This is a genomic window from Exiguobacterium sp. UBA3491, from assembly GCF_002377745.1.
Taxonomy (GTDB): Bacteria; Bacillota; Bacilli; order Exiguobacteriales; family Exiguobacteriaceae; genus Exiguobacterium_A.
In genome coordinates, this window is record NZ_DFQK01000030.1 from 60,360 (window position 1) to 85,593 (window position 25,234).

The 25,234-nt window shown below is 45.2% G+C and carries 26 protein-coding genes and 1 other annotated feature; of the genes, 8 read left to right on the plus strand and 18 right to left on the minus strand.

The window, feature by feature from the left end:
- Window positions 1-66 precede the first annotated feature (66 nt).
- A complete protein-coding gene (gene rsgA, locus B4F99_RS11555) occupies window positions 67-1,116 on the minus strand; it encodes a ribosome small subunit-dependent GTPase A (protein ID WP_290758060.1) in 1,050 nt (349 codons plus the stop codon).
- 273 nt (window positions 1,117-1,389) lie between these two features.
- Here rsgA and B4F99_RS11560 point away from each other — a divergent pair, with 273 nt between their 5' ends.
- From B4F99_RS11560 to B4F99_RS11580, 5 genes are read left to right on the plus strand one after another with little or no spacing between them, the layout of a single operon-like run.
- Window positions 1,390-1,767 (plus strand): hypothetical protein, encoded by a 378-nt coding sequence (locus tag B4F99_RS11560; RefSeq protein ID WP_023467260.1) that lies wholly within the window; start codon window positions 1,390-1,392, stop codon window positions 1,765-1,767.
- Between the two features lie 50 nt (window positions 1,768-1,817).
- Window positions 1,818-2,435: a hypothetical protein gene (locus B4F99_RS11565; RefSeq protein ID WP_290758063.1), complete on the plus strand. Its 618-nt coding sequence runs from the start codon at window positions 1,818-1,820 to the stop codon at window positions 2,433-2,435.
- A 60-nt stretch (window positions 2,436-2,495) separates the two neighbouring features.
- On the plus strand, window positions 2,496-3,215 hold the full coding sequence (gene liaF, locus B4F99_RS11570; RefSeq protein WP_029340864.1) for a cell wall-active antibiotics response protein LiaF: 720 nt from the start codon (window positions 2,496-2,498) through the stop codon (window positions 3,213-3,215).
- Window positions 3,212-4,237 carry a sensor histidine kinase gene (locus B4F99_RS11575; protein ID WP_056063588.1) on the plus strand — a complete coding sequence of 342 codons (1,026 nt, stop codon included), beginning with the start codon at window positions 3,212-3,214 and terminating at the stop codon, window positions 4,235-4,237. The genes liaF and B4F99_RS11575 overlap by 4 nt, the downstream gene beginning before the upstream one ends.
- Window positions 4,234-4,863 carry a response regulator gene (locus tag B4F99_RS11580; protein ID WP_023467256.1) on the plus strand — a complete coding sequence of 210 codons (630 nt, stop codon included), beginning with the start codon at window positions 4,234-4,236 and terminating at the stop codon, window positions 4,861-4,863. Before B4F99_RS11575 ends, B4F99_RS11580 begins: the two co-directional genes overlap by 4 nt.
- 99 nt (window positions 4,864-4,962) lie before the next feature.
- Here B4F99_RS11580 and B4F99_RS11585 read toward each other — a convergent pair whose 3' ends face one another.
- The 11 genes from B4F99_RS11585 to B4F99_RS11635 form a co-directional block, all read right to left on the minus strand.
- Window positions 4,963-6,654 (minus strand): b(o/a)3-type cytochrome-c oxidase subunit 1, encoded by a 1,692-nt coding sequence (locus tag B4F99_RS11585; protein ID WP_251137987.1) that lies wholly within the window; start codon window positions 6,652-6,654, stop codon window positions 4,963-4,965.
- A gap of 1 nt (window position 6,655) precedes the next feature.
- Window positions 6,656-7,126: a cytochrome c oxidase subunit II gene (locus B4F99_RS11590; protein WP_035412613.1), complete on the minus strand. Its 471-nt coding sequence runs from the start codon at window positions 7,124-7,126 to the stop codon at window positions 6,656-6,658.
- A 12-nt stretch (window positions 7,127-7,138) separates the two neighbouring features.
- The gene (locus B4F99_RS11595) at window positions 7,139-7,252 is read right to left on the minus strand and encodes a cytochrome C oxidase subunit II (RefSeq protein ID WP_155960209.1); all 114 of its coding nucleotides are present in this window, start codon (window positions 7,250-7,252) and stop codon (window positions 7,139-7,141) included.
- Window positions 7,253-7,484: 232 nt separating this feature from the next.
- Window positions 7,485-8,192, minus strand: a complete 708-nt coding sequence (locus B4F99_RS11600; protein ID WP_214856467.1) for a Crp/Fnr family transcriptional regulator — start codon at window positions 8,190-8,192, stop codon at window positions 7,485-7,487.
- Between the two features lie 163 nt (window positions 8,193-8,355).
- Window positions 8,356-9,510, minus strand: coding sequence for a CDP-glycerol glycerophosphotransferase family protein (locus tag B4F99_RS11605; protein WP_214856466.1), 1,155 nt, complete (start codon window positions 9,508-9,510; stop codon window positions 8,356-8,358).
- Between the two features lie 52 nt (window positions 9,511-9,562).
- Window positions 9,563-9,952 (minus strand): glycerol-3-phosphate cytidylyltransferase, encoded by a 390-nt coding sequence (gene tagD / locus B4F99_RS11610; protein WP_035412608.1) that lies wholly within the window; start codon window positions 9,950-9,952, stop codon window positions 9,563-9,565.
- A gap of 16 nt (window positions 9,953-9,968) precedes the next feature.
- Complete coding sequence (locus B4F99_RS11615) at window positions 9,969-11,138, minus strand: CDP-glycerol glycerophosphotransferase family protein (RefSeq protein ID WP_290758222.1); 1,170 nt, start codon at window positions 11,136-11,138, stop codon at window positions 9,969-9,971.
- 62 nt (window positions 11,139-11,200) lie between these two features.
- The gene (locus tag B4F99_RS11620) at window positions 11,201-12,583 is read right to left on the minus strand and encodes an aldehyde dehydrogenase (RefSeq protein WP_290758070.1); all 1,383 of its coding nucleotides are present in this window, start codon (window positions 12,581-12,583) and stop codon (window positions 11,201-11,203) included.
- 100 nt (window positions 12,584-12,683) lie between these two features.
- The gene (deoD, locus tag B4F99_RS11625; protein ID WP_035412602.1) at window positions 12,684-13,391 is read right to left on the minus strand and encodes a purine-nucleoside phosphorylase; all 708 of its coding nucleotides are present in this window, start codon (window positions 13,389-13,391) and stop codon (window positions 12,684-12,686) included.
- 24 nt (window positions 13,392-13,415) lie between these two features.
- Entirely contained in the window at window positions 13,416-14,120 is a 705-nt protein-coding gene (locus tag B4F99_RS11630; protein ID WP_035412600.1) for a response regulator transcription factor, read from the minus strand.
- On the minus strand, window positions 14,117-15,880 hold the full coding sequence (locus B4F99_RS11635; protein WP_290758074.1) for a sensor histidine kinase: 1,764 nt from the start codon (window positions 15,878-15,880) through the stop codon (window positions 14,117-14,119). The genes B4F99_RS11630 and B4F99_RS11635 overlap by 4 nt, the downstream gene beginning before the upstream one ends.
- A 197-nt stretch (window positions 15,881-16,077) precedes the next feature.
- Here B4F99_RS11635 and B4F99_RS11640 point away from each other — a divergent pair, with 197 nt between their 5' ends.
- Window positions 16,078-17,367, plus strand: coding sequence for an NCS2 family permease (locus B4F99_RS11640; RefSeq protein ID WP_035412593.1), 1,290 nt, complete (start codon window positions 16,078-16,080; stop codon window positions 17,365-17,367).
- 59 nt (window positions 17,368-17,426) lie between these two features.
- Here B4F99_RS11640 and B4F99_RS11645 read toward each other — a convergent pair whose 3' ends face one another.
- The gene (locus B4F99_RS11645) at window positions 17,427-18,707 is read right to left on the minus strand and encodes an ABC transporter substrate-binding protein (protein WP_056063563.1); all 1,281 of its coding nucleotides are present in this window, start codon (window positions 18,705-18,707) and stop codon (window positions 17,427-17,429) included.
- Window positions 18,708-18,897: 190 nt separating this feature from the next.
- Here B4F99_RS11645 and B4F99_RS11650 point away from each other — a divergent pair, with 190 nt between their 5' ends.
- On the plus strand, window positions 18,898-20,358 hold the full coding sequence (locus tag B4F99_RS11650) for a potassium/proton antiporter (protein ID WP_290758079.1): 1,461 nt from the start codon (window positions 18,898-18,900) through the stop codon (window positions 20,356-20,358).
- Between the two features lie 59 nt (window positions 20,359-20,417).
- On the opposite strand, the gene B4F99_RS11655 is transcribed toward B4F99_RS11650, so the two are convergent.
- The 5 genes from B4F99_RS11655 to B4F99_RS11675 all read right to left on the minus strand — a co-directional run bounded on the left by B4F99_RS11655 (window position 20,418) and on the right by B4F99_RS11675 (window position 24,662).
- Window positions 20,418-21,053: a DedA family protein gene (locus tag B4F99_RS11655; RefSeq protein WP_149426856.1), complete on the minus strand. Its 636-nt coding sequence runs from the start codon at window positions 21,051-21,053 to the stop codon at window positions 20,418-20,420.
- 16 nt (window positions 21,054-21,069) lie between these two features.
- Window positions 21,070-21,291, minus strand: coding sequence for a hypothetical protein (locus B4F99_RS11660; protein WP_058703665.1), 222 nt, complete (start codon window positions 21,289-21,291; stop codon window positions 21,070-21,072).
- A gap of 167 nt (window positions 21,292-21,458) precedes the next feature.
- Window positions 21,459-22,433 (minus strand): aspartate--ammonia ligase, encoded by a 975-nt coding sequence (gene asnA / locus B4F99_RS11665; RefSeq protein WP_035412582.1) that lies wholly within the window; start codon window positions 22,431-22,433, stop codon window positions 21,459-21,461.
- Window positions 22,434-22,499: 66 nt separating this feature from the next.
- Window positions 22,500-22,747 (minus strand) — a binding site (T-box leader).
- Window positions 22,748-22,890: 143 nt separating this feature from the next.
- Window positions 22,891-23,778, minus strand: coding sequence for a carbohydrate ABC transporter permease (locus B4F99_RS11670; RefSeq protein WP_035412579.1), 888 nt, complete (start codon window positions 23,776-23,778; stop codon window positions 22,891-22,893).
- Complete coding sequence (locus B4F99_RS11675) at window positions 23,775-24,662, minus strand: carbohydrate ABC transporter permease (protein WP_052019165.1); 888 nt, start codon at window positions 24,660-24,662, stop codon at window positions 23,775-23,777. The genes B4F99_RS11670 and B4F99_RS11675 overlap by 4 nt, the downstream gene beginning before the upstream one ends.
- Before the next feature lie 165 nt (window positions 24,663-24,827).
- Here B4F99_RS11675 and B4F99_RS11680 point away from each other — a divergent pair.
- Window positions 24,828-25,234: formate--tetrahydrofolate ligase (locus B4F99_RS11680; protein WP_290758082.1), on the plus strand; the 407-nt coding region annotated here is incomplete at its 3' end.

Here is a 25,234-nt window from a genome sequence, read left to right on the forward strand (position 1 = left end):
AAAAGCATCTGCATAGAAAAAGAGACTCCTGTTTCCGTTGCAGATGCTTTTCATATTTCAGTCGTATTACCGCTTTTGATACTTCAGTTTCGTATGCGCTTGTGCCTGCTTGTGGATTTTTTTCCACTTTTCTTTCTCCGCCGCCTGCAACGCCACGTTTTGCTTACGTTCCGTATAGGCGATTTCTCGTTTTAGCTTGACGAAGCTGTTCCAGCGCTCAGCAGATAGCGTTCCATCTTCTAAAGCTGTCCGAACGGCACATCCTGGTTCCTTCTCATGTTTACAGTCTCGAAAACGACAGTTTTCAGCAAGCTCTTCAATATCGGAAAACGTCGACGATAAACCGTCACTTCCATCCCATAAGGCCAATTCTCGCATACCCGGTGTATCGACGAGTAATAAACCGTTCGCCAGTCGTTTCAGTTCGCGATGTGTCGTCGTGTGACGTCCGCGTTCATCGTCTTCCCGTACGCCACCCGTCTCCATTAACCGTTCTCCAGCTAAAGCGTTGACGAGCGTCGACTTCCCAACGCCGGACGATCCGACTAACACGATTGTTTGCTTGACTTGTAACTGGGCACGTAGTTCCTCTAATCCGTCACCCGTCAAAGAATCAACGGCAAGGATCGGTGTTCCGAACGCGACTGCTTCAACAGCCTGCAGTTCTATTTCGATCGACGGCATCAAACTTTTTTTCGTCAGGACGATGATTGGTATCACCCCTGCATCCCAAGCAACCGTTAAATAACGTTCCAGTCGACGGACGTTGAAGTCATGTCCAAAAGCCATGACGAGCAAGGCAACGTCGACATTCGCGCAGATAATTTGTTCCTCGGTCTCCGTCCCTGCCGCTTTTCGGGAAAATTGAGACGACCGTGGCAAGACCCGTTCGATTCGTCCTTTGCCTGGCTCTCGCTCTGTTTGAATGATCCAGTCTCCAACCGCTGGCAATTCAGCTTTCGTTCCTGATTGAAAACGCAGCTTACCAGACAGTTCGCTCAGCGATTCTCCTGTGTCCGTCATGACACGATAATGCGTTTGGTAGACGGCCGTGATTCGTCCCAGTTGTTCTGTTCCTGTCGTTTCGTAGACAGGTGGTGTACCCCATTCGTTCAAATGGTTTCCTCCTCTGATTTAAGGGAGGGAAACCCCTCCCTGGTTTTCGACACATGTTACTTTTTTAGCGTTGATTGTTGCACTCATCAACATCACTCCTCTCGATTCGATTCCTTTATAGAATATCATATCAATCAATGTTTCTGGTAGCGCTTCCCTCAAAGTCAGACCTTCTCTCCGCCTTAAGCCCGAGAGCAAATACGGTCCAAAGAGCGTCGTACGAACAGAAGGACTTCCGTATTATAAAGGTATCAACACAAGGGAGGCTTCCTCATGAAGCAATCGAAAGGAAAACAATTGGTGATGATTCTTGCCGGACTCGCATTACTCGCCGTTGTCATCGGAACATTACCACATATGATCGGACTTGGTTTAGGGGCATTACTTGCGTTCTATTCGATCAGTAAGTTCATGCAATCGAACAAATGGCCAGCGAAACTCGGTTTCGGATTTCTAGCAGCCATCGGAATCGGACTTGCCCTCTCAAACATCTGGGCAGTCATCGGAATCGCAGCAGCCATCGCATTGTACGTCGGTTACATGCGTATGAAACTACAGCGTGTCAATGTTCAAGATCTCTTTAACCGCCGCCGTACATCAACAACACATTTTGAAGCTGACTGGAAAGACTTAGACGAAAAACGATTCTAAATTTAAAGATAATACCCATACTGTTTACCACTTTCAAGGAGGAATTTTTCATGAAAAACGTGTTTGATCAACTCAACGATTTTGCGACACAAATGATGACAGAAGTCAAAAAAGCCGCTGAACAGGGCGAAGTACCTGCTAAAAAGCTCGTTCGTCATATTCGATCTACAGAAGCTGATTTAAAAGAGATCGATCGACTACTTGAGCGTCAACGGACACTATTGCTGGAACTGACTCAAAAGCAGGAAGAAGCGAAGGATTTAGCCGATAAACGCTTCAAACAAGTTGAAATCGCAAACGAAGCCGGTGAACAGCAACTCGCCGAACGTGCTGCCATCGAATCGAAACATTACGGAGAGCAATACCGGTTCTTCGAAGAACTCGTCGCTGAAACGAAACGTGAGTTAAATGAGCTTGAACGTGAAGCCCTCGAATTGAAGTTGAAGCTCGAAGACCTACAGAACAAACGGTACGAATGGATGATGCGCGAAAACGTTTCGAACTTAAAAAACAAGATGAACCAGGTGCTAGATCGCGAACCAAATGCTACTATAAAAGAAGAAGCGCATCCGTTCACGGCGGAAGAACCTGAAGTAAAACAACCAGCCGTTGATGAAGATGACATCGATGCGCGTATCGCTGAACTCGAACGCCGCATTCACCAATAAGCAGTTCATGACGAAGGAGGCGTAATGCCTCCCTTTGTCATGTTAGAAAGGAGATTGATCGTGCGACGATTAAGTACGAAACAACTGGTCGGTTACGTATCGATCCTGTTCGCCCTTGGTCTATTCTATGACCTATTATCCGGTGCAGGAAATGTATTGTTCGGTGTCTTATTCCCTTTCCTGCTGTATTACGTCGGGATTCATTTCCGGCGGCGCAATCATGAAAAACTAGCGATCCTCTTTTATATCGTCGGTACGATCATTCTTGCTGGCGTCGTTCTCAGTTCGGCTGCCATCGGTTTTGTCATTGCCGGAATTTTGCTCTATCTTGGGATCATTCTTGTGACACGGCATTCTGTCCGTGAATTTTTGTTTTCACGGATTGCCCCCCATCAATATGAAGAGGAAGGCATCAAGATTCAACCCGCTTACTCCTTCTCGACCCAGGCCGATGCACCGTATGTCTTACAGGATTTAAGTGAACAGTTCATCGTCAAGGATTTAGAAATCGATTTGACGCATGCCTATGTCCCGGAAGGTGAAACATTGATCGTCGTCAGTGGCGTCGTCGGGGACGTCCGGATTCTTTTACCGTCCGGTTATGATTATACGCTCGACACGTCGATCGGCTTCGGAAGCGTCAAGACGGACATCCGCCGTATTCCGACCTTCTTCAATCGACGCATTCAATTCCGAGCGCCAGAATATGGTGAAGCGACGCGGAAGGTTCGTATTCATGTCATGCTCGGTATTGGCAACGTGGAGGTGTCTTCGATATGAAGCGTGATCAATTTCCGCTTGGTGTCATCGCTCTGCAAGTCATGACGGGCTTTTTGACAGCCGTCATGACGACGTTGTTATTCTTAAGTACACGTCAAGTCGATTGGCATGTTCTGTTCGTCCGTCAACAAGACTTTCCTGTCCTTTTACTCGTCATCGGACTCTCATTACTACTGCCGCTTGCTATCGGTAGCATGCATTATTTTTTCTTGCGTCGTGACTTCAAGCGTGTCACGACTGCCATCATCGAACTGGAGCAAGGAAAAGATGTCACAATTGTTCCCGGCCCCTATTTTCATACGCTGACACGCCTGTCACGAATTGGAAAACGTATTGACGAGCAAGTCGAGACCGTTCAAAAGATCAGCACGCGTCCGCAGCACGTCGAACAGGTACGAATTCAAGCTGTCACCGAAGAACGCAAGCGACTCGCACGTGATTTACACGACTCCGTTTCACAACAACTTTATGCCATCTCGATGATGACGACAGCAGCCAAACAGACGATTTTGTCTCAACCTGAAGCTGCTGCCAAACAAATCGAAATGGTCGAGACGATGGCACAAACGGCACAGTCTGAAATGCGTTCGCTCTTACTTCAACTTCGCCCCGTCGAACTCGAAGGGATGACGTTACAACAAGGACTTTCTCAACTGCTCGAAGAATTATCTAGAAAGCAGTCCACACAATTGAGTTGGAAGTTAGAAGAGATGTCACTCCCACGACAAATCGAAAACGAGTTGTTCCGGATCGTTCAAGAAGGATTAACGAATGCCTTACGTCACGCGAAAGCGTCCCATATGGATATCGAGCTCCGAGAATTCAACGAAACAATTATCCTGAGCATGAATGATGATGGTGTTGGATTTGTTGTGGATGAAAAAAAACTTGCCTCTTATGGCATCAATTCGATGCGAGAACGAACGGCTGAGATGGGTGGAACGATTCGTCTCGTCAGTGTTCCTGGACAAGGAACCCAAATCGAAGTAAAACTTAGAAAAGATCGGATGGTGCAAGTATGATACGCGTATTATTAGTAGATGACCACGAGATGGTCCGGGCCGGTGTGTCTGCTTTCCTTTCCACACAACCAGACATCGAGGTCGTCGCTGAAGCTTCGGATGGTCAAGCGGGAGCCTTGCTGGCGCTCGAACACCGACCGGATGTCATCTTGATGGATTTAGTGATGGAGCCAGTTGATGGCGTCGAAGGAACCCGGTTGATCCGCAAAGACTGGCCGGAAGCAAAAATTCTCGTCGTGACGAGTTTTCTTGATGACGAGAAAGTCTATCCTGTCATTGAAGCGGGTGCGATGAGTTACGTTTTAAAGACAGCTAGCGCCTTTGACATCGCAGAAGCGATTCGCAAGACAGCAAACGGTCAATCTGTCATGGCAGCACAAGTGACCGGTAAAATGATGGAACGTCTTCGTCGTCCTACGACACACTTACATGATGATTTAACGGAACGTGAGCAGGAAGTTCTTCAATTGATGGCTCGTGGTATGGCGAACCAAGAGATTGCGGACGAATTATTCATTTCCTTAAAAACCGTCAAAACACATGTCTCGAACATCTTATCAAAACTAGATGTCGTAGACCGTACACAAGCTGTCGTCTATGCCTTCAAGCATAATCTCGTCAAATAAGATTTAGCCCTTCATTACTTATTCTTTAAGCGCATGCCAAAAACCCCGAATCGTCTCTTAGTCAGAGACCGTTCGGGGTTTTGATGTTGTACGAAACGATTACCAAAGCTTCCATCCCGGAGCGCCTGGAGGGGCGTTTTCAATCATATGCCAAATCGGTACTGTGTACGCAAACGCAATCAAAGCGAACGTTACAAAAATCCATAGCTTCCAATTTTCAAAGAAGAGTGGCGTTGCCATCGCCTCTTCTTCCGTTTCAGCAATCGGAAATTCTTCCGTTCCTTTTGGTGTACGAAATGCAAGTTGGAACATCGCATACAAGAACAATAGAATCGAGATGAATAAAATCGTCCCACCAATTGCCATGGCGACATGATATGGAATCCAGTCAGCGACGATCGAATCTTTGAAGTAGGCGGCAGGACCCGTCCGTCGTGGATTACCGAGTAGACCTGAGATATGCATTGCTGTCGACATGAAGAGCATTCCGATCGTCCAGGCAGCCGTTTGAATAAGCCCAAGACGATTCATTGCCGCTGTTAACGTTCGACCACGTAAGAGCGGGACAAGCCAATAGGCTGTTCCGAAGAACGTCAGTGCGACAGCAGCACCGACCGTGATATGAAAGTGTCCTGTGACCCATAACGTATTGTGAACGATGATGTTCAGCTGATGCGATGCGTTGATGACACCACCTGCACCTGCAGGAATGAAGAACAACATCCCGATGAACGGTGCAAGGAACCGGACATCGCGATACGGCATTTTTTTCACCCAACCAAATACCCCGGTCGCCCCTTTCCGACGACCCGCCAACTCAAAAGTCGCAAACATCGAGAAGGCTGTCATCAATGATGGAATGATGACGAGGAACGTCAAAACGACTTGGACATACTTCCAAAAAGCAGAAATCCCCGGCTCTAACAATTGATGGTGAAAACCAACCGGGAACGAAAAGAGGAGGAACAATAAAAATGACATACGTGCTAACGCGTCAGAAAAAACCTTTCCACCAACGATTTTCGGGATGACTGTATACCAGACGATGTAGGCAGGTAACAACCAGAAATAGACGAGTGGATGACCAAAGTACCAAAATAGCGTCCGGGATAGCTCGATTCCGACCTTATCCGTCCAACCAAGGGATAAGGGAAGGAGCTGAAAGAGAATCGTCGCTGCTACTCCGAGTGTCGCAACCACCCATAATAAGGCAGTCATAATACTCATGTATGCTTGAAGTGGTGGATGAACGCCAGGGTGTTCCCGTTTATAATCAGCATACATACGGAACATGGCACCAGAAGCAATCCACGTTCCGACGACGAAGATGACGAGTCCAATATAAAATACTGGATGTGCCTTGAGTGGTGCATAGAATGTATAGAGGACGGAAGCTTCTCCTGCAAGTACCATCCATGTGACGAGGATGACACCAAGGATCATGAACCAGAATCCAACCCACCCGAGACGTCGAGGAAAGTCTTCGAACCGTCCAAAGGATTGACCTAAAAATGAAAACAGTAATCCAAATATGAATAATGTCGTAAAGACGATCGCAAGCATTAACCCGTGGGCAGTGAGAAGCTCATAGTAGCCGACTCCAGCAATTTCTGGAATGACACCTGTCCGCACCATCGTTTGCAACAATCCACATAAACCACCAATCAATAAGGCAACGAGTGAAAAACTAACATGTGCGAAAGCGAGCTTCGCTTCCTTAATTCCGATGACGGTAGCAGGCAGACCACGCTCCATCTCGAACTGTCTTAATTTTTTTGAAATGGCATTCATCTTATTCCACCACCTTGATTTTGGTTGCCATCATATGATGACCCGATCCACAGTATTCATTACAGACGACCAAATACTCGCCAGCTTCCTTGAATGTATATTCAATGGAATTGATATGACCAGGAACGACCATCATATTGACATTCGTCTTGACAATTTCAAAGCCATGGACGACATCTTTTGATGTCACCAAAAAATCAACCGTTGCCCCTTTGGGAATGACCATATCTTTTGGTGTGAATTGGAACGCTTGTGCGACGATGATCGCTTCGTATCGGTCGTCATCGATTTTTTTTAGTCCTGGCTTGTCGAATGGTTTCGTTTGATCAACTTTCGTCGGATCAATCAATGTTGCATCGGATGGCGGTTGATTTCCGGATGCAAAAGCGGATACGCCGATGATGGTTAAAAAGACGCCAAGCATCACTGCTCCAAAAATCAGCCAGATTTTTTCTAGACGATGAATATGCATTGTGACTCCCCCTTACCGTGATAAGAATAATAGAAAGATTGAGCTCCACATCCCAATGATGATACCTGCTACGATCAGGACGGCAATAAATGTTCCTTTGAGGTTTGATTCTGATTTTTGGTCCATGGTGATTACTCCTCTCCTGCTTTGAACTTGTCTTTATTGTAAGAATTCAGCAAGTTTGAAAACTGTGATATATATCACTTCAAATGTGAAGAATCCGCACTTTTCTTTCTAAAAACACACAGAAAGTTCACATCTGAACAAGAGAAGGAGGCACGACTCATCTACAAAAAAAACAATCCATACACGAGACAGAAAATTCTGCTTCACGTTTGAATTGTTTGTACACTATCTATTAAATTCGACAAACACCTGCTGGGCATCCTTCACAATGACACAGATCACGCAGATATTGTGCATCATGAATGATGATTTCTTTTGGCGTCATCGAAATGACACCTTCTTTTTTCCACTGGGAGAACATCCGGTTGACCGTTTCACGCGGTGCGCCAATCAATTGACCAAACTCCCCATCGGATGGACGTTTTGCAAGACGGTAGGTTTCTCCTACTTGTTCCCCTTCCATCGCGATGAGACGAAGTAACGTCGAAGCTAACGCGCCCGGTTTTCCGAACAATAGCAAGTCGCGCAATTTAGTCTCCGTCTGTTTCCGCATCAATGCTTGCCACCGCATGATCTCAAGCGCAAAAGTACCATCCTTTCTCATGAGTTCCTCTAATTTTTCTTTTGTGAGGAAACCGATGATACTATCCTCCATCGTCTCGATACTGTATGAACTCGGAAAAGCTTCTCCTACATCAAATTCACCAAATAGATCCCCTTTGAAATATAAGAACATGAGTAATGGACTGCCTTTTTTCGTCAACTTCGATAGTTTGACGCCTCCTTGTTTCACATAAAACAACTTGTCGTTCATTTCCCCTTCCCAACAGACGATGGAATCCTTTTTGAACGTCGTTTCCGTCATGAAGCTTTCTAGTAACGTTCTTGTCTCAGGTGATAAGATGAACGTATTCGCTTCAGTCGTTCCACAAGTCAGCATATCCATTTCTCCTCTCCTTTTCTTCTGCTTTTAGTATAGAACATCACAGTTCAAAAGAATGGATTTTCAAAAGATTGTCAAACTTTGTTCAATGTTTCACATTAATTTTAAAAAAGTATCTGACGACCGCTTTCTAAAACTAAAGCAATCGTCAGATATAGTATCACATACCTGTTCCGTAATAATGATGAACGATTCGTTCAACTGCTTGACCTGGTGGGTGATCATACCAACTTGTTTGGAATTCCTGCATGTGCTGACGGCACTCTTCAAGTATCGCGTCAGACACGATCCACTCCATCAATTGCGCCATCTGCTCCGTCTGTCGCACCGGTAATGGTTTCGGATACTGATCGACAAGTCCTGGTAGTTGTCGATATGTGTCGATGTCCGGTGTGTATAAGAACGTTGGAATCTCAAGAAGACAGCTTTCAAATGGAATCGACGAATAGTCGGTCACCAGAACATCCGTGATGAGCAAATAATCATTAATCTGATACGTGTCATCCACAAGATGTATATGGGCGGAACGATAGGTCGAAAGCGCTCGGATCGTCGGATGTAACTTAACAAGAATCGTCCATCCCGCTTGAGCAAGTCGTTCGAACTGTTGAATCGTGTGATCTTCCGTTCCTTTATATTCGCGGTAAGTCGGGGCATACAATAGAATCCGGCGGTCGGGTTTTACATAACGTTCTTTTAAATCAAGTGCCCGATGTTCCCGCTGAACCTCATCATACCAATAATCCGTCCGCGGCATGCCGAACGGTTTAAAATGAGATCGTTTTAAATCATGCGGTGCCATGAATTGTGTCGCACAACGCATCCCCGGCACGATGAAATCACCATATTCCTGATAGACACGTCGAAAACGATTTCGTACCCGTTCTGATACGAACAGACTTTTGGAGGAGGTCAGTCCAAACTGCTTTAATGTTCCTGCCGCATGCCATAGCTGGATACGTCGTGTTCCTCGTCGCGTTGTTGCGACACTAAATTCTGCGACATAATTATCGACGAAGACCGTCCGGGAGGTCGCAAGCAAATATGCCAACCGAACGAATCGTAAACGACGAAAGCGAAGAGTCCGATCTGACTTCCACAGATCCGGCTGCTTCATGAAATGATGATCGTATACCAGATACCGTTTCTCATTTGGCAATTCCTGCGCCAAGCGATCATTAACAGGTTTTGCGTTATCCCCATATGTCATCCAAAATAAAGTGACGGGTCGAAGCGGTAACCACCGAAAGACACCATAACAAATACGAAACAACAATAAATAGACCCATACGATTCCTTCTCTAACCACTTTCATCCTGCCCTTCTACGAAGAAAGACCGCACGTCGTCGTGTGGTCTCCTCTTCAATCACTTCGAAGCTAATTCCGTTTTAATCTGACTCGTAGAAATACCCTCAGTTCGGCTAAGGTAAACGACCTCACAATGCTCTTTTAAGAAATCAAACTCGCCTTTCCAATCATCACCCATGACGAAGAGGTCGACGTTATGCTTCTTCACATCTTCTACTTTTTGATCCCAGCTGTTTTCCGGAATGACTTCATCCACATAACGGATAGCTTCAAGAATCATCTTCCGATTCTCGAAATTATGGTAGGACTGCTTATGTTTCAAACGATTGAATTCGTCCGTTGAAATCGCAACGATAAGATAATCTCCCATTGCTTTTGCGCGTTTTAAGATGTTGATATGACCCCAGTGTAATAAATCAAATGTTCCGTACGTAATAACCTTCTTCATGATTCTGCTCTCCCTTTTATCCGTGAATTCTCTTTATGATCGTCTTCATCGCCCGTTCTGAAGCCTGTCCATCATCCCATTGACAATACGTCTCTTGGAACGCTCGAAATGCTGACGCATACCGTGTATGCCAATTATCTAACTGGTCCAGCTCTTCAAACAGTGCTGTTTCAGTCGACAACAATGGTCCCGGTGCCTCCTGCTCAAAATCGAAGTAAAACCCACGCAATTGATCTCGATAATGTTCTAAATCATACGTATAGAATAAAATCGGACGAGATAAGTGCGCAAAATCAAACATGACAGAAGAATAATCCGTGATCAAGGCGTCCGATGCCAGATAGAGCTCCGCGATATCCGGGTAGTCCGATGTATTTCGGACGGATGGATAAGCAGTGACGTCGAGACGACTTCCGACTAAATAGTGCATTCGGACAAGCAGAACGTATTCATCCCCAAATCGCTTTTCAAATTCATTTAGCGAAAAAGGTAGCTCAAATGAATATTTCCCTTGACCTTCGAATGCATTATCTCGCCAAGTCGGTGCATACAACAAGACTTTTTTTGAATGATCAATATCATAGTGGCGATATACTGCTTCTTTGATTTTAGCATGTCGCGCCTCTTGATAAAATATATCATTTCGAGGATACCCAATTTCTAGCATCTCACCTTCAAATGCAAATGCCCTTCTAAATATTGAACTGGAATAGGCATTGGGTGAAACTAAGCTAGACCATTTTGCTGCTTCCTGCTTAAATCCTTGTTTATATCGTTCGGTTGTCGTATTCGCCATTTGGACATCATCCATATCAAGCGCTAGTTTCTTGAGCGGTGTGCCGTGCCAAGTTTGGAGATAAAACGTTTTTTCCGGTTTGATCAACCAACTCGGTAACCGACTGTTTGATACCCAGACCCGTGACGTCGCAAGTAAATAAATCCAGCGGAACGTCAACCGATCTACTGTCTTGACATTTGGTGGAAATGCAACACCTCGTTGCTTGCTGAAAATCAACTCACACTCCGGATGCATCGCGCGCATCAATTCGTAAATGGCACGCGGACTGTCACTATATTGTTTTCCGAGAAAACTCTCGAAAAGAATTCGCTTACGTTTTTGTGGCAACCATGTAAAGACTCTCATGACGGTACGAAGACCGCGTTCAATCAAGCCTGTTCGTTTCATCCACTGTTTAACTTGATCTTTCAAGTGAAGAGCTCCTTCTTAAGTCAATTAATCACAGCTCATCATAACAAAAAGCGCATCCATTTGGAATTGCTATTTGTTCGCATGTAGCGGAACGGTAAATCAAATGCCGTCGTATTTTTGACGATTCCTTTCCGATGACTGAACGTCTCGAAACTATATTTGCCATGATATCCACCCATTCCACTCGCTCCGACTCCACCAAATGGTAAGTGGTGCTGTGCGACATGCATCAATGTGTCATTGACGCATCCACCACCAAACGAAATTCGCTCAAGGACGCGATGCTCGATGGCTTTATTCTCTGTGAATAGATAAAGCGCAAGCGGCTTATCACGATCATTGACGAATGTAATAACTTCTTCGATTTCACGGTATGTTAACACCGGTAGGATCGGTCCGAAGATTTCGTCTTGCATCAATGGAGCATCCGTTACTACACCAGTCATGACGGTCGGCGCCATCTTGCGTGTTTCCGGATCCACTTGTCCACCGAATTCGATCGTTCCTTGCGTTAAATAATTTCTTAAACGATTCAAATGATCGTCCGATACGATTTTAACGTATGAAGAGACGCCTACGCCGTTTCCGTACTGTTTGAAGGCTTCTTCTTCTATCAGTTGTAAGAAGCGTTCTTTGACGTCTTCATGAATCAATACATAATCCGGAGCGATACATGTCTGTCCCGCATTCAACCATTTTCCCCATGCGATCCGCTTCGCTGCTAGACGAAGGTCTGCATCCTTGTGCACGATCGTCGGAGATTTTCCACCTAGTTCAAGCGTGACAGGCGTCAGGTGCTTCGCCGCAGCCTGATGTACGATTTTTCCGACGCGTGTGGAACCCGTAAAGAAGATATAGTCAAAACGCTCGTTTAATAAGGCACTGCTGACTTCAGCATCCCCTTCTATGACGATTCCGAATCGTTCATGGAACGCCGTTTCAAAGACTTCTCGTAATACGCGAGAGACATTCGGTGTCAACTCGGATGGTTTAAGGACGACCGTATTCCCGGCTGCAATCGCACCAATGACAGGAGCAAGTGCGAGCTGGAAGGGATAGTTCCATGGTGCAATCACAAGCACATTACCATAAGGTTCGTATTGGATTTCACTTTTCGACCCGATATGCAGAAGCGGTGTTGCGACACGTTTTGGTCTTGCCAGTCGACGGAGTTGTCTCTCCATCCGTTGAATCTCTCCGTAAACGAATCCGATTTCCGTCGTGAACGCATCATGCTGTCCTTTATTGAGATCTTGTTTTAATGCCTCATAAATCGCCGCTTCATGTGTTTCGATTGCTTGGCGTAAGAACGTTAACATACTTAAGCGGAAGGCTAGACTGCGTGTTGCCCCTGTCCGGAAAAAGTGCCGTTGTATTTGCAAGCGTTCTGAAAGAACTGTCTCTGTCATCGTTGTTTCCATCCGAGAATCTCTCCTTTGACTGGTCTATAACACTGCCTTCATCTTACCATATCTCTTTTTCGATATGAAAAAAGACGGAGAGGATTCTCCGTCTTGCTCTTTATAATTGAATCGCTGTCTCGAGCGCGACTTTCATCATGTCGTTGAATGTCGTTTGACGCTCTTCCGATGTCGTTTCTTCACCTGTCAACAGATGATCCGAAATCGTCAAAATCGTCAATGCATTTACCTTATGTTTCGCAGCGAGCGTATACAGTCCTGCTGCTTCCATCTCGATTGCGAGGCATCCGAAATCTGCCCATTTTTTGAAATGATGAAAATCATCTTGATAGAACTGATCCGTCGTGAAGATTTGACCGACTTTTGCATCGATGCCTTGTTCTTTTGCGGCTGTATAGGCTTTATGCAATAGATCAAAAGACGCTGTCGGTGCGTAGTCTAATCCGTTAAAACGAGCGCGGTTTTGTGCCATGTCATGTGAAGCACTCATTGCGATAACGACATCGCGGACTTTAACGTCTGGAGTAATGCCACCAGCAGTACCGACACGAATCAAGTTTTTCGCACCATACGACTGAACGAGTTCGTTCGCATAGATTGACATCGATGGTACACCCATACCTGTTCCTTGAACAGAAACTTTTTTACCCTTATAAGTACCTGTAAAACCATACATTCCTCGAACTTCATTGTAGAGAACAACATCCTCTAAAAACGTTTCGGCGATGTATTTAGCCCGTAACGGATCTCCTGGAAGTAAGACCGTTTCGGCGATTTGTCCTTCAGCTGCGTTAATGTGTACACTCATGTACGATTCCTCCTCGATAGTCGTTTAAATCGACAACAATTCACGAAACTCGTTCGGTGTGACACCGAATTGTTTTTTGAACACTTTCCGAAAATACTTATCGTCCTGATATCCGACTTCAAGCGCAATTTCATAAATACGCGCTTCCGTCTCGCTCAACAATTCCTTCGCCCGATTCAAACGAATTGTTTGAATGTAATCAGATAAGTTAACAGAAAAACGCTGTTTGAAGCGCCGTGATATATACTCTCGGCTCAAGTAAAACCGTTCGCTCATGAATTGTAGTGTCAATTCTTCCGCATAATGCGTTTCGATGTATTTTGCGATTTGATCAATCGCTTCCCCTGATTCCACTACCGGATGGATACATTCCATCGCGCGGGACAAGGCATCATTGAGTACATCTGGATCAACTGGCTTCAATAAATAATCAAAGGATTGATGCAAAATGGCACGCCGCATATACGTATAATCATCATACCCTGTCAGCACGATCGTGACGACCTTTGGATGATGATTTTTTGTCCATTCCAGTAACGTTAATCCGTCCAGTCCAGGCATTTCGACGTCGGTCAGCATTAAATCGATCGTTCCGGTATCCAGTAAACGTTTTGCCTCTTCCCCATGTTCCGCCTCGTATAGGTTTGAAACACGCCATCTGTCCCATTCTCCGAGCAGTTTGACCGCTTCTCGTACATGTCGTTCATCATCTACGATCAATACGTTCATGCCAAATCCCCCTTTTCATATGGAATCCGAATCACGATTTTAAATCCTCCCTCCGTCACTGGAGAAGAGAGGGTCATACTTGCTTCCCCCCCGTAAAATATCAAGAGACGTTCGTAGATATTGTGGAGACCGATCCCGCTCGTCTCGAGATCCTCTGGACTACGATGCATACGCATTTTTCGATCAATTTCTTCAAGTCGTCCTGTTTCAAGGACGGCACCGCTATTCTCGATTTGAATGATGAGACGTCCACCATCCGTCCGTACTTTGTAGGCAAGATAGTTTTCTGTCGCCGCTAATTGTTGACGGAAGCCGTGTTTGAAATAGTTTTCAGCAAACGGTTGTAAGATCATCTTTGGTACTTCAATGTCATTGAGGTGCCAAGGGACGTCGACGATATAACGGAATCGCTCAGGAAAACGTTGCTGTTGCAGACGGATGTATGCTTGAAGATGATCGACTTCTTGTTTTAACGTTACGATCGTTTGTTCATTGTTCATCGAGTAACGCATCATTTGCGATAATCCGGTGATGGAGCGGTACGCGATCTTCCGGTCCCCTTGTAACGTCGTCGTTCCGATCGATTGCAAGGCGTTGAATAAAAAGTGAGGATTGAGTTGAGATTGTAAGGCTCGAAGCTCATTCGTCCGATTTTCGAGCGCCAATCGATATTCCCGTTTAATCAAACGATCGATCCGTTGAATCATGCGTTGGAACTGACGATTGAGTAATCCAATCTCGTCATTCGTCGTGGCAACGAACGGTGCCGATAAATCACCCTGTTCGACTCGCCAGACGTTTGCCGTCAACTGTTTAATCGGTTTCGTGATTTGCATGGCAACCAGACTCGCGGCAATAATCATGACGATAAGAGAAGCGAGACCAATCAGTACGAGAATCAATGCCGTCTCGTTTGCCCCTTGGATGACGGATTCATAAGGAATCCGTTTGATCAGTGTCAACGGGATTCCGTTCGTCATCGTTTTCGAGTAGACGATGAACGATTTTCCGACACGTAGACTTCCACTCTGTCCAGTGAATTGGTCGGTAGGTAGGTCCATCTTTGCTCCAGTCTGTGCCAGAACACGTTGATCGGTCATCAGCCACAGCGACTCATCCGGATCATTCTCGAACAATTTTAATTGCTGTTCAAATACCCGAACCGGAATATCGACTGAGAGGAACCCAAGCGGCTCATCCGTCTCGACACGATCAATCCGATAACGAAAACTGACGACTTGTTTCTCATCGAGAATCATCGTATGCACATTGTACGGTTCGATCGGGTGAGCTCCGTCAATCAACCAACTGTTTTTTTGTTTCATTAATCGAAAATAATCCGTTTCTTGCATCCAATCAAATGTTCCCCGACTCGTCGTTTTCATATTGTAAACCGAATACTCCGAATAGCCATTCAAGATGACGAAATGTAACTGCTCAATATCCTGTCGGGATAAAAATAGACCTAACATCGCCCGCGAGACGACTCCATCGGATTCGTCTAGTTCCTGATCCGCTCCGACACGCATGATGTTCATCAACGAGCGATTCGCATATAAACTCGTTGATAGACGTCGAATATCCTCTATATAATGAGTCACCTGTGTATTTCCCCGAGTCAACACGTTCAGGCTAGAATGTTCTGCCTGTTCGATGTTCTGGTGTCGTACATAAAGATAGGAAATCGAAGTCGCGAGGGCTGTCGGAATTAAGATCGCTAAGACAACGAGACGAATCAAACGTGTCCGGATACTTTTCATAAAAGGCGCCCCCATCCTTTTTCTTGTAATCAATCGTATCATAACCTTGAATTCGCTTACATCATTTCCTGATATTCTCTTTCAGGATTGCAATAATAAATTATTTTTTCTTTCGACTTGATTCCGAATGAATTTTACTATAATATCATCAATGTTCGTCTTTTAATCAATTTGTTATGAAGGTGGTTCTTTTATCCATGTTTAAACTTGCCGCACACCAAACAACCGTAAAACGTGAAATCCAAGCCGGATTTGTAACGTTTATTACGATGGCATACATTTTGCTCGTCAATCCGACGATTTTAGCAGATGCCGGTATCCCTCAAGCCCAAGCTTTTTCTGCGACGATCATCGCTACATTGATCGGTACACTTTTAATGGGGTTCTATGCGAATCTACCGATCGCAGTCGCACCCGGAATGGGACTCAACGCGTACTTCACATATACACTTGTCGTCGGTGAAAAAATTCCATATCAAACAGCACTTTCAGTCGTGTTCGTCGCTGGTGTCATCTTCTTATTGTTGTCACTCTCGCCGATCCGTACGAAACTGATCGAAATCATTCCGATGACCTTAAAGCTTGCCATCACGGGTGGAATCGGTCTCTTCATCGCTTCACTTGGTCTCAAGATGTCAGGAATTCTCATTGGTAGTGAAGATACACTGGTCACGATTGGTGCCTTGACGTCACCAGAAGCGCTGATCACACTCATCGGGTTATTAGTTGCTGCGATCTTGACGATCAAACGGGTACCAGGAGCTATCCTTTACGCCATGATCCTTTCTGGTGTGATCGCATTTTTGACAGGTGAATTAAAGTTCTCAGATTCCTTCGTCGCGTTACCAACGTTACCGGAAGGATTGATCATCACTAATCCGTTCAACGCCATTCAGGACGTATTTCAGTACGGGCTATTCAGCGGCGTCCTCTCCTTCGTGCTCGTAACGATGTTTGACACGACAGGTACGATGGTCGCTGTCGGTGAACAAGCTGGATTGATTGAAGAAGATGGATCATTGAAAAATAGTGAACGCGCACTATTATCTGATTCGACTGCGATGGTTGCCGGTTCCTTGTTCGGAACAAGTCCAACAACTGCTTATGTAGAATCTGCAGCAGGTGTTGCTGCGGGTGGTCGGACTGGACTTACGTCCGTGACGGTCGGGATACTCTTCGCATTATCTGCCATCTTTGGACCGTTCGTTCAATCGATTTCAAGTGTTCCCGCGATTACCGCACCCGCGTTGATTCTAGTCGGTGCCTTTATGATTCAAAACATCAAACAGATTCCATGGGATGATTTCAGTGAAGCTTTCACAGCTTTCCTTGTCATCTTGATCATGCCGTTATCCGGTAGCATCGCAACCGGTATCGCATTCGGCTTCATCGTTTATCCGATCATGAAAGCCATCCAAAAAGAGCGCGTCCATCCACTCATCTATGTATTTGCGCTTCTCTTCTTCATCCAATTATTTTTCCTATAATAAAAAACATGCCTGTTCCGTCAGTTGATCGGAACAAGCATGTTTTTTTGAATCACTTCTTATTTCTTCATTTTGTCCCATGTTTTCGTGAAATCTTGTAGCATCTCGTCAGCTGTTTTTTGCTTACCGACGTATGCCTGCATGATCGCACCAAACTCGTTTACTGCACCATCCGGATACTTGAACCAGTTCCATGAGATCGTTTTATCAGCTTTCGAGTACGCTTGGATATCATCCGCAAGCGGTCCTAAATCTTTTGCTTCGATTGATTTGAAGGCCGGAATAAACTTGAATTTGTTGACCATGTAGTCTTTTCCTGTATCAGATGTCGCCATCCACTCGAGGAATTTTTTCGCTTCTGCTTTATTCTTCGAGTTTTTATTGACGACCCAGTTATTTGGTACGCCAACAGGGAGACGATCCATTTTTTCTTTATCGTCATTGATTGGCATCGGGATGAAGCCCATATTGATATCCGGATTCACATCTGTGATCAATTGCTGTGCCCAGTTCCCTTGTTGAATCATCGCTGTCTTACCTTCAGCGAACTGAGAAACTTGTGTGTTGTAATCCGTCGTTAACGGATTTTTATTCCCGTACTTAATCGTCAAATCAAACAGATTCATGAATTCCTTGAACTGTTTGTTATCTTCGAATTTAGCTTTTCCAGCATTCAAGTCCGCGATGAACTGATCTGGATCATCCTGCTGTGCGACCGGAATGTTCATTAGGTGGTTTCCAAGAATCCACCACTCTCCATATCCGATCGAAAACGGCGTCACACCATCTGCTTTCAACTTTTTAGATGCATCCGTTAATTCCGTTAATGTTTTTGGAAGCTCTGTGATGCCTGCTTTTTTGAAGATATCTTTGTTGTAGATGAAGCCGTATCCTTCAAGGTTCATCGGCATGCCGTATAACTTTCCATCAATCGTCATCGGCTCTTTTGATAGGTCCGTTAGATCACCGACCCATTTTTCGTCTGACAAATCTTCTAATTTATCCTGCCATGTTTTTGCTTCCGTAAAGCCACCGTTGTTAAAGACATCCGGTTCATTCCCAGAGGCAAACTGCGACTTCAAGGCAGCACCATAATCCGATCCACCACCAACTGTTTGTACGACGACTTTCGTCCCCGTCTCCTTCTCATACGCTTTTGCCATTTTTTCCATGTCTTTTGCGATTTCAGCCTTGAATTGGAATACGTTGAGCGTCTTACCATCTTTTGAACCACTATCTTTCGAGTCATCGCTATTCAATGTACCGCCACCACATGCTGCCAAAGCGACGACCATCGCCGTTGTGACGACGGGTAATGCTGCCCATCTTCTTTTACGCATTCGGATTCCCTCCCTGATTTCGTTTCATTTACGTGCTACACCTTCACAATAAATGAAAACGCTTGCAATGAAGAGAGAGAAAGTTGTCCGGTGTGGTGGAAAATATTGAACAATCGTTATCCGAGTCTTTTCATCGGGATTGTTGTATCATGAAACTAGAAGATTCTTTATTGAATAGGAGCTTGATGCCATGTCCTTACAATTCACGATTTTATTGATTGGTATACTATTGTTCGCCGCTGTGTGGACGACGAAGTTATCAAGTCGTCTGAATATTCCTGCTCTATTGATTTTTATCGCTCTTGGTATGATTGCCGGAAGTGATATTACGGGTTTCATTCGTTTTGACGATGCGGAACTTGCCCAGCTTCTTGGAACTGTCGCTCTGATCATCATTCTGTTTGAAGGTGGTCTGCAAACAGCGTGGAAAGAAGTGCGACACGAGCTCGCACCTTCGCTTTCTCTTGCAACGTTCGGAGTCTTCATTGCTACTTCCATCGTTGCAGTTGCCTCCCATTACATTCTTGGCTTCAGTTGGGCGAATGCCTTTTTACTTGGCGCAATCGTAGGATCGACGGATGCTGCTGCCATCTTTTCTGTCTTAAGTGGACAACCGATCCGACGTAAGGTAGGGTCAACACTCGAAGTTGAATCTGGAACGAATGACCCCATGGCTGTCTTTTTGACCGTCTTATTCCTTGAATTCGTGACGAATCCTGAAGAAGCATCACTCTTGATGGGACTCGGTTCACTCGTTTGGGAAATGTCGATGGGGCTTTTAATCGGTCTATTCATTGGATGGACAGCTTCAACCTTGATCAATCGGATTGACTTATCTTCCTCGAGCTTTTATCCGATTTTACTCATGTCGTTTGCTTTCTTGTCTTTCGGGTTAGCTGATACATTTCATGCTAGTGGATTTCTCGCCGTTTATGTGACAGCAATCTATATCAGTAATCATGAACTCGTCTACCGTCAGACGCTCGTCCGCTTTACGATGAGTATGGCACACCTAGCTCAAATCGGAATGTTCATTGTTCTCGGGTTGCTCGTCTTCCCGAAACAATTGCTCGATATCCGGGTTATCCTGTCTTCCGTTGCCCTTGCGTTGATTTTGATTTTCATTGCTCGACCGCTGTCCGTTTGGATTAGCTTATTGCCGTTTCGTTATTCGTGGCAAGAGAAGGTCTTTATTTCTTTTGCTGGTCTAAAAGGAGCGGTACCGATCATTCTTGCGACATACCCACTCGTTGCCGACATCGAGAATGCATCGATGATTTTCAATATCGTGTTCTTTACAGTTCTACTATCGACACTGATTCAAGGGAGCATGTTGACATTCCTTTCCGAACGGTTACGTCTCAACGAGACACAGACTTCTGCTATCCATACGGTCATTGAGTTCATGTCGATCGGTAAACCGAACGCAGAAATCATTGAATTGACGTTACCGATGTCCCATCCATTCATTGGAAAGACGATCTCAGAGATTGATTTGCCTCAGGAATTTTTGATCACAGCCATCATCCGTGATGATCAAATCATTACACCACGTGGGGACACTGCCCTAGAAGGCAATGATCAGTTACTACTCCTTACCCCAAAACATCGGATCAAGACACTGAAGCGATTCCTGTTTCCTCCCGCTTGATCTGTTCATGAAACAACGCAGTGGATCCTGAAGATCCACTGCGTTGTTTTTTTACATATTCATGAATCTTGTTGTTTCGTTTGTGTGTCTTGCTTCTGTTCTTTACGCTTCGCTTTAGCACGACGGTAGAGAACGTATCCACCAAGAATCACGACGATTCCACCTAAGATCCACCATAACTCCTGCTCTAATCCTTTTAGCATGGATTCGGCACGTTCTACTCCGAATCGTTCACCGACCCAGATGTAAAAGAAGGAAACCGGAAAAAGTCCAATACTTGAAGCGAGTAGATAGCGTTTGAACGAAAGACCAAACAAACCACATGGAATCGAGACGACCGAGCGCACGACGGGGAAAAAGCGGCCGAACAAAGCAGACCATGTTCCGTATTTCCCGACGATGCGCTCCCCTTGCTCAATTTCTTTTTCTTTAATCAGTAACCATTTGCCGTACCGGATAAGTATCGGACGACCTGCATAACGACCTAGAAGATAAAAGACCGTCGCGCCCATCAGACTTCCTAAAAAACCGACCAGAACAGCAGCTGTCCAGCTGACCGTTCCGTTCGACACATATAGACCGAGCAACGGTAAGCCCACTTCTGCCGGAATCAATTCTGTTCCAAGACCAACGATCATAATTCCTAAAAACAGCCAGAGATTGGATTCTCCGGCTGAAAACAACCATTCCAACATACGAGTAACCCTCCGTTCATCCTCTCGCTGGACGGAGGAGATAATAAATGATGACGACTAACGTCGTCCAGACGCCTGTGAAGATTCCGATAATCCCGACAATGAAGAAACCGAGTGCAACGATTGAGCCTGTCTGTTTATAATCCCGCCACATCGTCCGTAATCCTTTAATGTTGAACCAAAGGAATACGAGGAATAATACAGGGATGAGTAATCCTACGATCAATAAAGAAGACATGTCTTCACCTCTTTCTTATTTATTGTTATCCCCATTCTATCAGGAATCGACACGTCTTTCCTCCGCCTGAGGTCTTACGAACCTAAAAAAAGAACACGCTTCTGAATCGAAGCATGCCCTTTACTTTATAAAACATCCTGTTTTGACGCTTTCTTACTATATATATGTTAGAGCAAGTGAATACCTTCAGCTTGAAGACTTTTACGAGTCTCTTCCGACCAGACAGAAGCTTGGACTTCGCCGATATGACGTTTCTTCAATAAGAACATCGCCATACGTGATTGACCAATCCCTCCACCCATCGTTAACGGCAGACGCTCTTCGAGCACACCTTGATGGAACGGGAAAGCCAATTTATCCTCTTCTTGAGCGATGGACGTCTGTTTTAATAGCGCTTCACGGTCAACACGAATTCCCATTGAAGACAATTCAAATGCTCCGATTTCTGGGTGATGTACTAAGATGTCACCGTTGAGTGTCCAATCGTCGTAATCTGCCGCTCGACCATCATGCTTCTCTCCCGAAGCAAGCGCGCCACCAATCTGCATCAAGAAAACAGCACCGTATGCCTTCGTGACCTCTGTTTCACGTTCTTTTGTTGAAAGCGTTGGATAGGCATCCTCTAGTTCTTGTGTTGTCATGAAATGAATCGTTTCCGGTAAGATCGCTGAAATGCCATACTCTGCTTCCACTTCTTGCTCGACTTGGCGAATCGTTGCATAAATCGCTTGTACCGTTTCTTTTAGATAGGCACTCGTCCGTTGTTCTTTCGTAATGACCCGTTCCCAATCCCACTGGTCGACGTGGATGGAATGTGTCGCATCAAGTATCTCATCACGACGAATCGCATGCATTAATGTGTATAATCCTTCTCCAGCTTCGAATCCGTATGTGTGAAGCGCTTGACGTTTCCATTTCGCAAGGGATTGGACGATTTCAAGATCTGTCGTGTGATCTAGTGCATCAAAGCGGATGATGCGCTCTACGCCGTTGAGATGGTCGTTGACGCCGAGTGTGCTCTCTACGAACAATGGTGCTTCAACACGTGTTAATCCGAGTGTCGTCGAAAAGCGTTCCTCAAAGCGTTTCTTTACGAGTGTGATTGCTTCCTGTGTGTGTTTCATCGATACGAGTGTTGTCATGGTGATGTTCCTCCTCAATTGTGTTTTGAAAAAGAAGCCATAAAAAAGAGCCCTTCTTTCCCAAGAATATGGGACGAAAGACTCGGTTCCGCGGTACCACCCATGTTAGCAACGATGTTGCTCACTCAAAAGACGAATCACTTCATCTTCGGCCATATGATAACGGACAGGCAACTCCGGCTACGCCTACTGACATTCGGGTTCGGGTAGCGACTCCGGGAGGTTCTTCGCATCTTGCTTCCGACTGGGCTCTCACCATCCCCAGCTCGCTATACGGTCGTACAAGGTGTTACTCTTCCCTTCAACGTCGTTGTTACAATTGAATTGAGAACATCGTACAACAGGTCGCAAGTATTTGAAAAGCCTTTTTTTCAAAAAAATAAAAGTTATCAGATTAATCTGATGCATGAAACATAAAAAAAGCGTTCTCCTAGAATCGAGAACGCGCTTACAAAAATTATTTGATTGATCCACTTGTAATCCCTTGAATGATCTGTTTTTGCAGGGCGAAGAAGAATAGCAACAACGGAATGATCCCAAGCACGAGTCCGGCAAGAGCCAAGTCCCATTGTTTTGTATACTGTCCGAAGAAGTAAAACGTCGCGAGAGGAATCGTCCGTAAATCGACATCTCGTAACATGAGCGAGGGTAATAAGAAATCGTTCCAAATCCACAGCGTGTTCAAGATGATGATCGTCACTGTAATCGGCTTGAGCAATGGGAAGACGATGCGCCAGAACACACCCCATTGTGAACAACCATCAATGATTGCTGCCTCCTCGATTTCTTCAGGAATCGACTTCATGAAACCATGATACAGGAAGATCGATAGTCCAGAACCAAAACCAAGGTACATCAAAATCAGTCCCCAATAACTATTCTGTAATCCAAGATCCCCAGACAGTTTCGATAAAGGAATCATGATTGATTGGAATGGAATGATCATCGCGGCAACGAACAAGAAGAAGATGATCGTCGACAAACGTGTTTTCGTACGGACAAGCTTCCAGGCTGCCATCGAACAAAAGATGATGATGACCGCATTAGCACCGACTGTAATGATGACGGAGTTTAAAAAGACTTTTCCGAAGTTCATGGCTTCCCATGCTTCTGAATAGTTGGAAGTCATCCATTCCTTTGGTAGACCCGATGTGTTCGTAAAGATATCTCCCTGCGTCTTGAATGAATTCGAGACGACGTAATAAAACGGAATCATATACAGAAGCCCCATCAATAAGGCTGCTAGTTCGACTGTTCCAAGACGGAGTGAATAACGACCTCTCGCCTTTTTAGAGCGCTTTGGTTTCTCCTCTTGCGGAGTAGGTAACGGTTGTGCCGTACTCATGCTTCCACCTCCCGTTTTTTCGTCAGATAGACTTGAGTGACTGTAATCGCCGCAACAACAACGAAGAAGATGATTGCTTTCGCTGAACCGAGTCCAAGATTATTATTCGTAAACGATTCCTTGTAAATGTTTAAAGCAAGCATTTCGGTCGATTTGAAGGGTCCACCATTCGTTAGTGACAAGTTCGTATCGAATAACTTGAAGGACCACGAAATCGTTAAGAACAGACAAATGGTGACGGACGGCATAATCAGTGGCAACGTAATGTTCCGTAACGTCGATAGACGATTGGCCCCATCGATTTTTGCTGCTTCAATCAGCTCTTGAGGAACGTTTTGTAGAGCCGCGATATAGATGACCATGATGTAACCGCCACCTTGCCAAATTGAAACGATGACGATACCCCAGAACCCTGTTCGGGCATCTCCTAACCATGGAAGTTCAAATATGCTCCACCCTGTCAATTCACCGATTGATGCAAAGCCTTTGACGTAGATGAACTGCCAGACGAATCCGAGAATCAATCCACCGATCAAGTTCGGCATAAAGAATATTGTCCGTAAAAAATTACGTGTGCGAATATTTTGTGTCAATAAGAACGCCAAGATGAAACCGACGACATTCGTTAAGACGACGGCGACGACCGTATATTTCGTAGTCAACCAAAATGACTGCTGAAACTGCTCGTCACTCGTAAAGAGACGGACATAGTTATCAAAGCCGATCCAATTTAATTCTCCCGTTACACCATTCCAGTCCGTGAACGAATACATGACGCCATTGAAAAACGGTACAAGCACGATCACTGCGAATACAAGAAAGACCGGTCCGACGAAGAGCCAAAAATCAAGACCGCGTTTCCACTTCTTTTGTCCAGATGTCATTGTTTCATCCCTCCTCCACTCTACAGTACGTCTTTCACTTACACTTGAACACGTCACCATTTGACCCATTGGGTGGAAAATATTGAACGTTTTCTTTTGGCGCGTTCGCACTAGATAGGCTACTATTAAAAAAAGAGAGATCCAATCAAAGAGGGAGTCGATACCATGGAAAAGACCATTTGTTCTGACTTAGAAATCGCACAACAAACTGTCTTACGCCCGATTCGAGAAATCGCGGATCGGATTGGTTTGCAAGAAGAAGATTTTGATACGTACGGAAAGTATAAAGCGAAGTTGACAGACGGGCTGCTGAACCGGTTGGGAACGAAATCTGACGGCAAACTGATTCTTGTCACTGCTATCAATCCAACGGCTGCCGGTGAAGGGAAATCAACCGTCACTGTCGGACTCGGACAAGCACTACACCGAGCAAACCATAAGACGATGATTTGTTTACGGGAACCCTCACTTGGTCCGACGATGGGATTAAAAGGTGGTGCGTGTGGTGGTGGCTATAGCCAAGTCCTGCCGATGGAGGAGATCAATCTCCATTTCACAGGTGATATGCATGC

Excerpts from the sequence above, each read along its gene's own strand:
- B4F99_RS11560 (WP_023467260.1), top strand. The coding sequence starts at position 1,390 with ATGAAGCAATCGAAAGGAAAACAATTGGTGATGATTCTTGCCGGACTC.
- B4F99_RS11565 (WP_290758063.1), top strand. The coding sequence starts at position 1,818 with ATGAAAAACGTGTTTGATCAACTCAACGATTTTGCGACACAAATGATG.
- B4F99_RS11575 (WP_056063588.1), top strand. The coding sequence starts at position 3,212 with ATGAAGCGTGATCAATTTCCGCTTGGTGTCATCGCTCTGCAAGTCATG.
- B4F99_RS11580 (WP_023467256.1), top strand. The coding sequence starts at position 4,234 with ATGATACGCGTATTATTAGTAGATGACCACGAGATGGTCCGGGCCGGT.
- B4F99_RS11585 (WP_251137987.1), bottom strand. The coding sequence starts at position 6,654 with ATGAATGCCATTTCAAAAAAATTAAGACAGTTCGAGATGGAGCGTGGT.
- B4F99_RS11590 (WP_035412613.1), bottom strand. The coding sequence starts at position 7,126 with ATGCATATTCATCGTCTAGAAAAAATCTGGCTGATTTTTGGAGCAGTG.
- B4F99_RS11595 (WP_155960209.1), bottom strand. The coding sequence starts at position 7,252 with ATGGACCAAAAATCAGAATCAAACCTCAAAGGAACATTTATTGCCGTC.
- B4F99_RS11600 (WP_214856467.1), bottom strand. The coding sequence starts at position 8,192 with ATGCTGACTTGTGGAACGACTGAAGCGAATACGTTCATCTTATCACCT.
- B4F99_RS11605 (WP_214856466.1), bottom strand. The coding sequence starts at position 9,510 with ATGAAAGTGGTTAGAGAAGGAATCGTATGGGTCTATTTATTGTTGTTT.
- tagD (WP_035412608.1), bottom strand. The coding sequence starts at position 9,952 with ATGAAGAAGGTTATTACGTACGGAACATTTGATTTATTACACTGGGGT.
- B4F99_RS11615 (WP_290758222.1), bottom strand. The coding sequence starts at position 11,138 with ATGAAACGAACAGGCTTGATTGAACGCGGTCTTCGTACCGTCATGAGA.
- B4F99_RS11620 (WP_290758070.1), bottom strand. The coding sequence starts at position 12,583 with ATGGAAACAACGATGACAGAGACAGTTCTTTCAGAACGCTTGCAAATA.
- deoD (WP_035412602.1), bottom strand. The coding sequence starts at position 13,391 with ATGAGTGTACACATTAACGCAGCTGAAGGACAAATCGCCGAAACGGTC.
- B4F99_RS11630 (WP_035412600.1), bottom strand. The coding sequence starts at position 14,120 with ATGAACGTATTGATCGTAGATGATGAACGACATGTACGAGAAGCGGTC.
- B4F99_RS11635 (WP_290758074.1), bottom strand. The coding sequence starts at position 15,880 with ATGAAAAGTATCCGGACACGTTTGATTCGTCTCGTTGTCTTAGCGATC.
- B4F99_RS11640 (WP_035412593.1), top strand. The coding sequence starts at position 16,078 with ATGTTTAAACTTGCCGCACACCAAACAACCGTAAAACGTGAAATCCAA.
- B4F99_RS11645 (WP_056063563.1), bottom strand. The coding sequence starts at position 18,707 with ATGCGTAAAAGAAGATGGGCAGCATTACCCGTCGTCACAACGGCGATG.
- B4F99_RS11650 (WP_290758079.1), top strand. The coding sequence starts at position 18,898 with ATGTCCTTACAATTCACGATTTTATTGATTGGTATACTATTGTTCGCC.
- B4F99_RS11655 (WP_149426856.1), bottom strand. The coding sequence starts at position 21,053 with ATGTTGGAATGGTTGTTTTCAGCCGGAGAATCCAATCTCTGGCTGTTT.
- B4F99_RS11660 (WP_058703665.1), bottom strand. The coding sequence starts at position 21,291 with ATGTCTTCTTTATTGATCGTAGGATTACTCATCCCTGTATTATTCCTC.
- asnA (WP_035412582.1), bottom strand. The coding sequence starts at position 22,433 with ATGACAACACTCGTATCGATGAAACACACACAGGAAGCAATCACACTC.
- B4F99_RS11670 (WP_035412579.1), bottom strand. The coding sequence starts at position 23,778 with ATGAGTACGGCACAACCGTTACCTACTCCGCAAGAGGAGAAACCAAAG.
- B4F99_RS11675 (WP_052019165.1), bottom strand. The coding sequence starts at position 24,662 with ATGACATCTGGACAAAAGAAGTGGAAACGCGGTCTTGATTTTTGGCTC.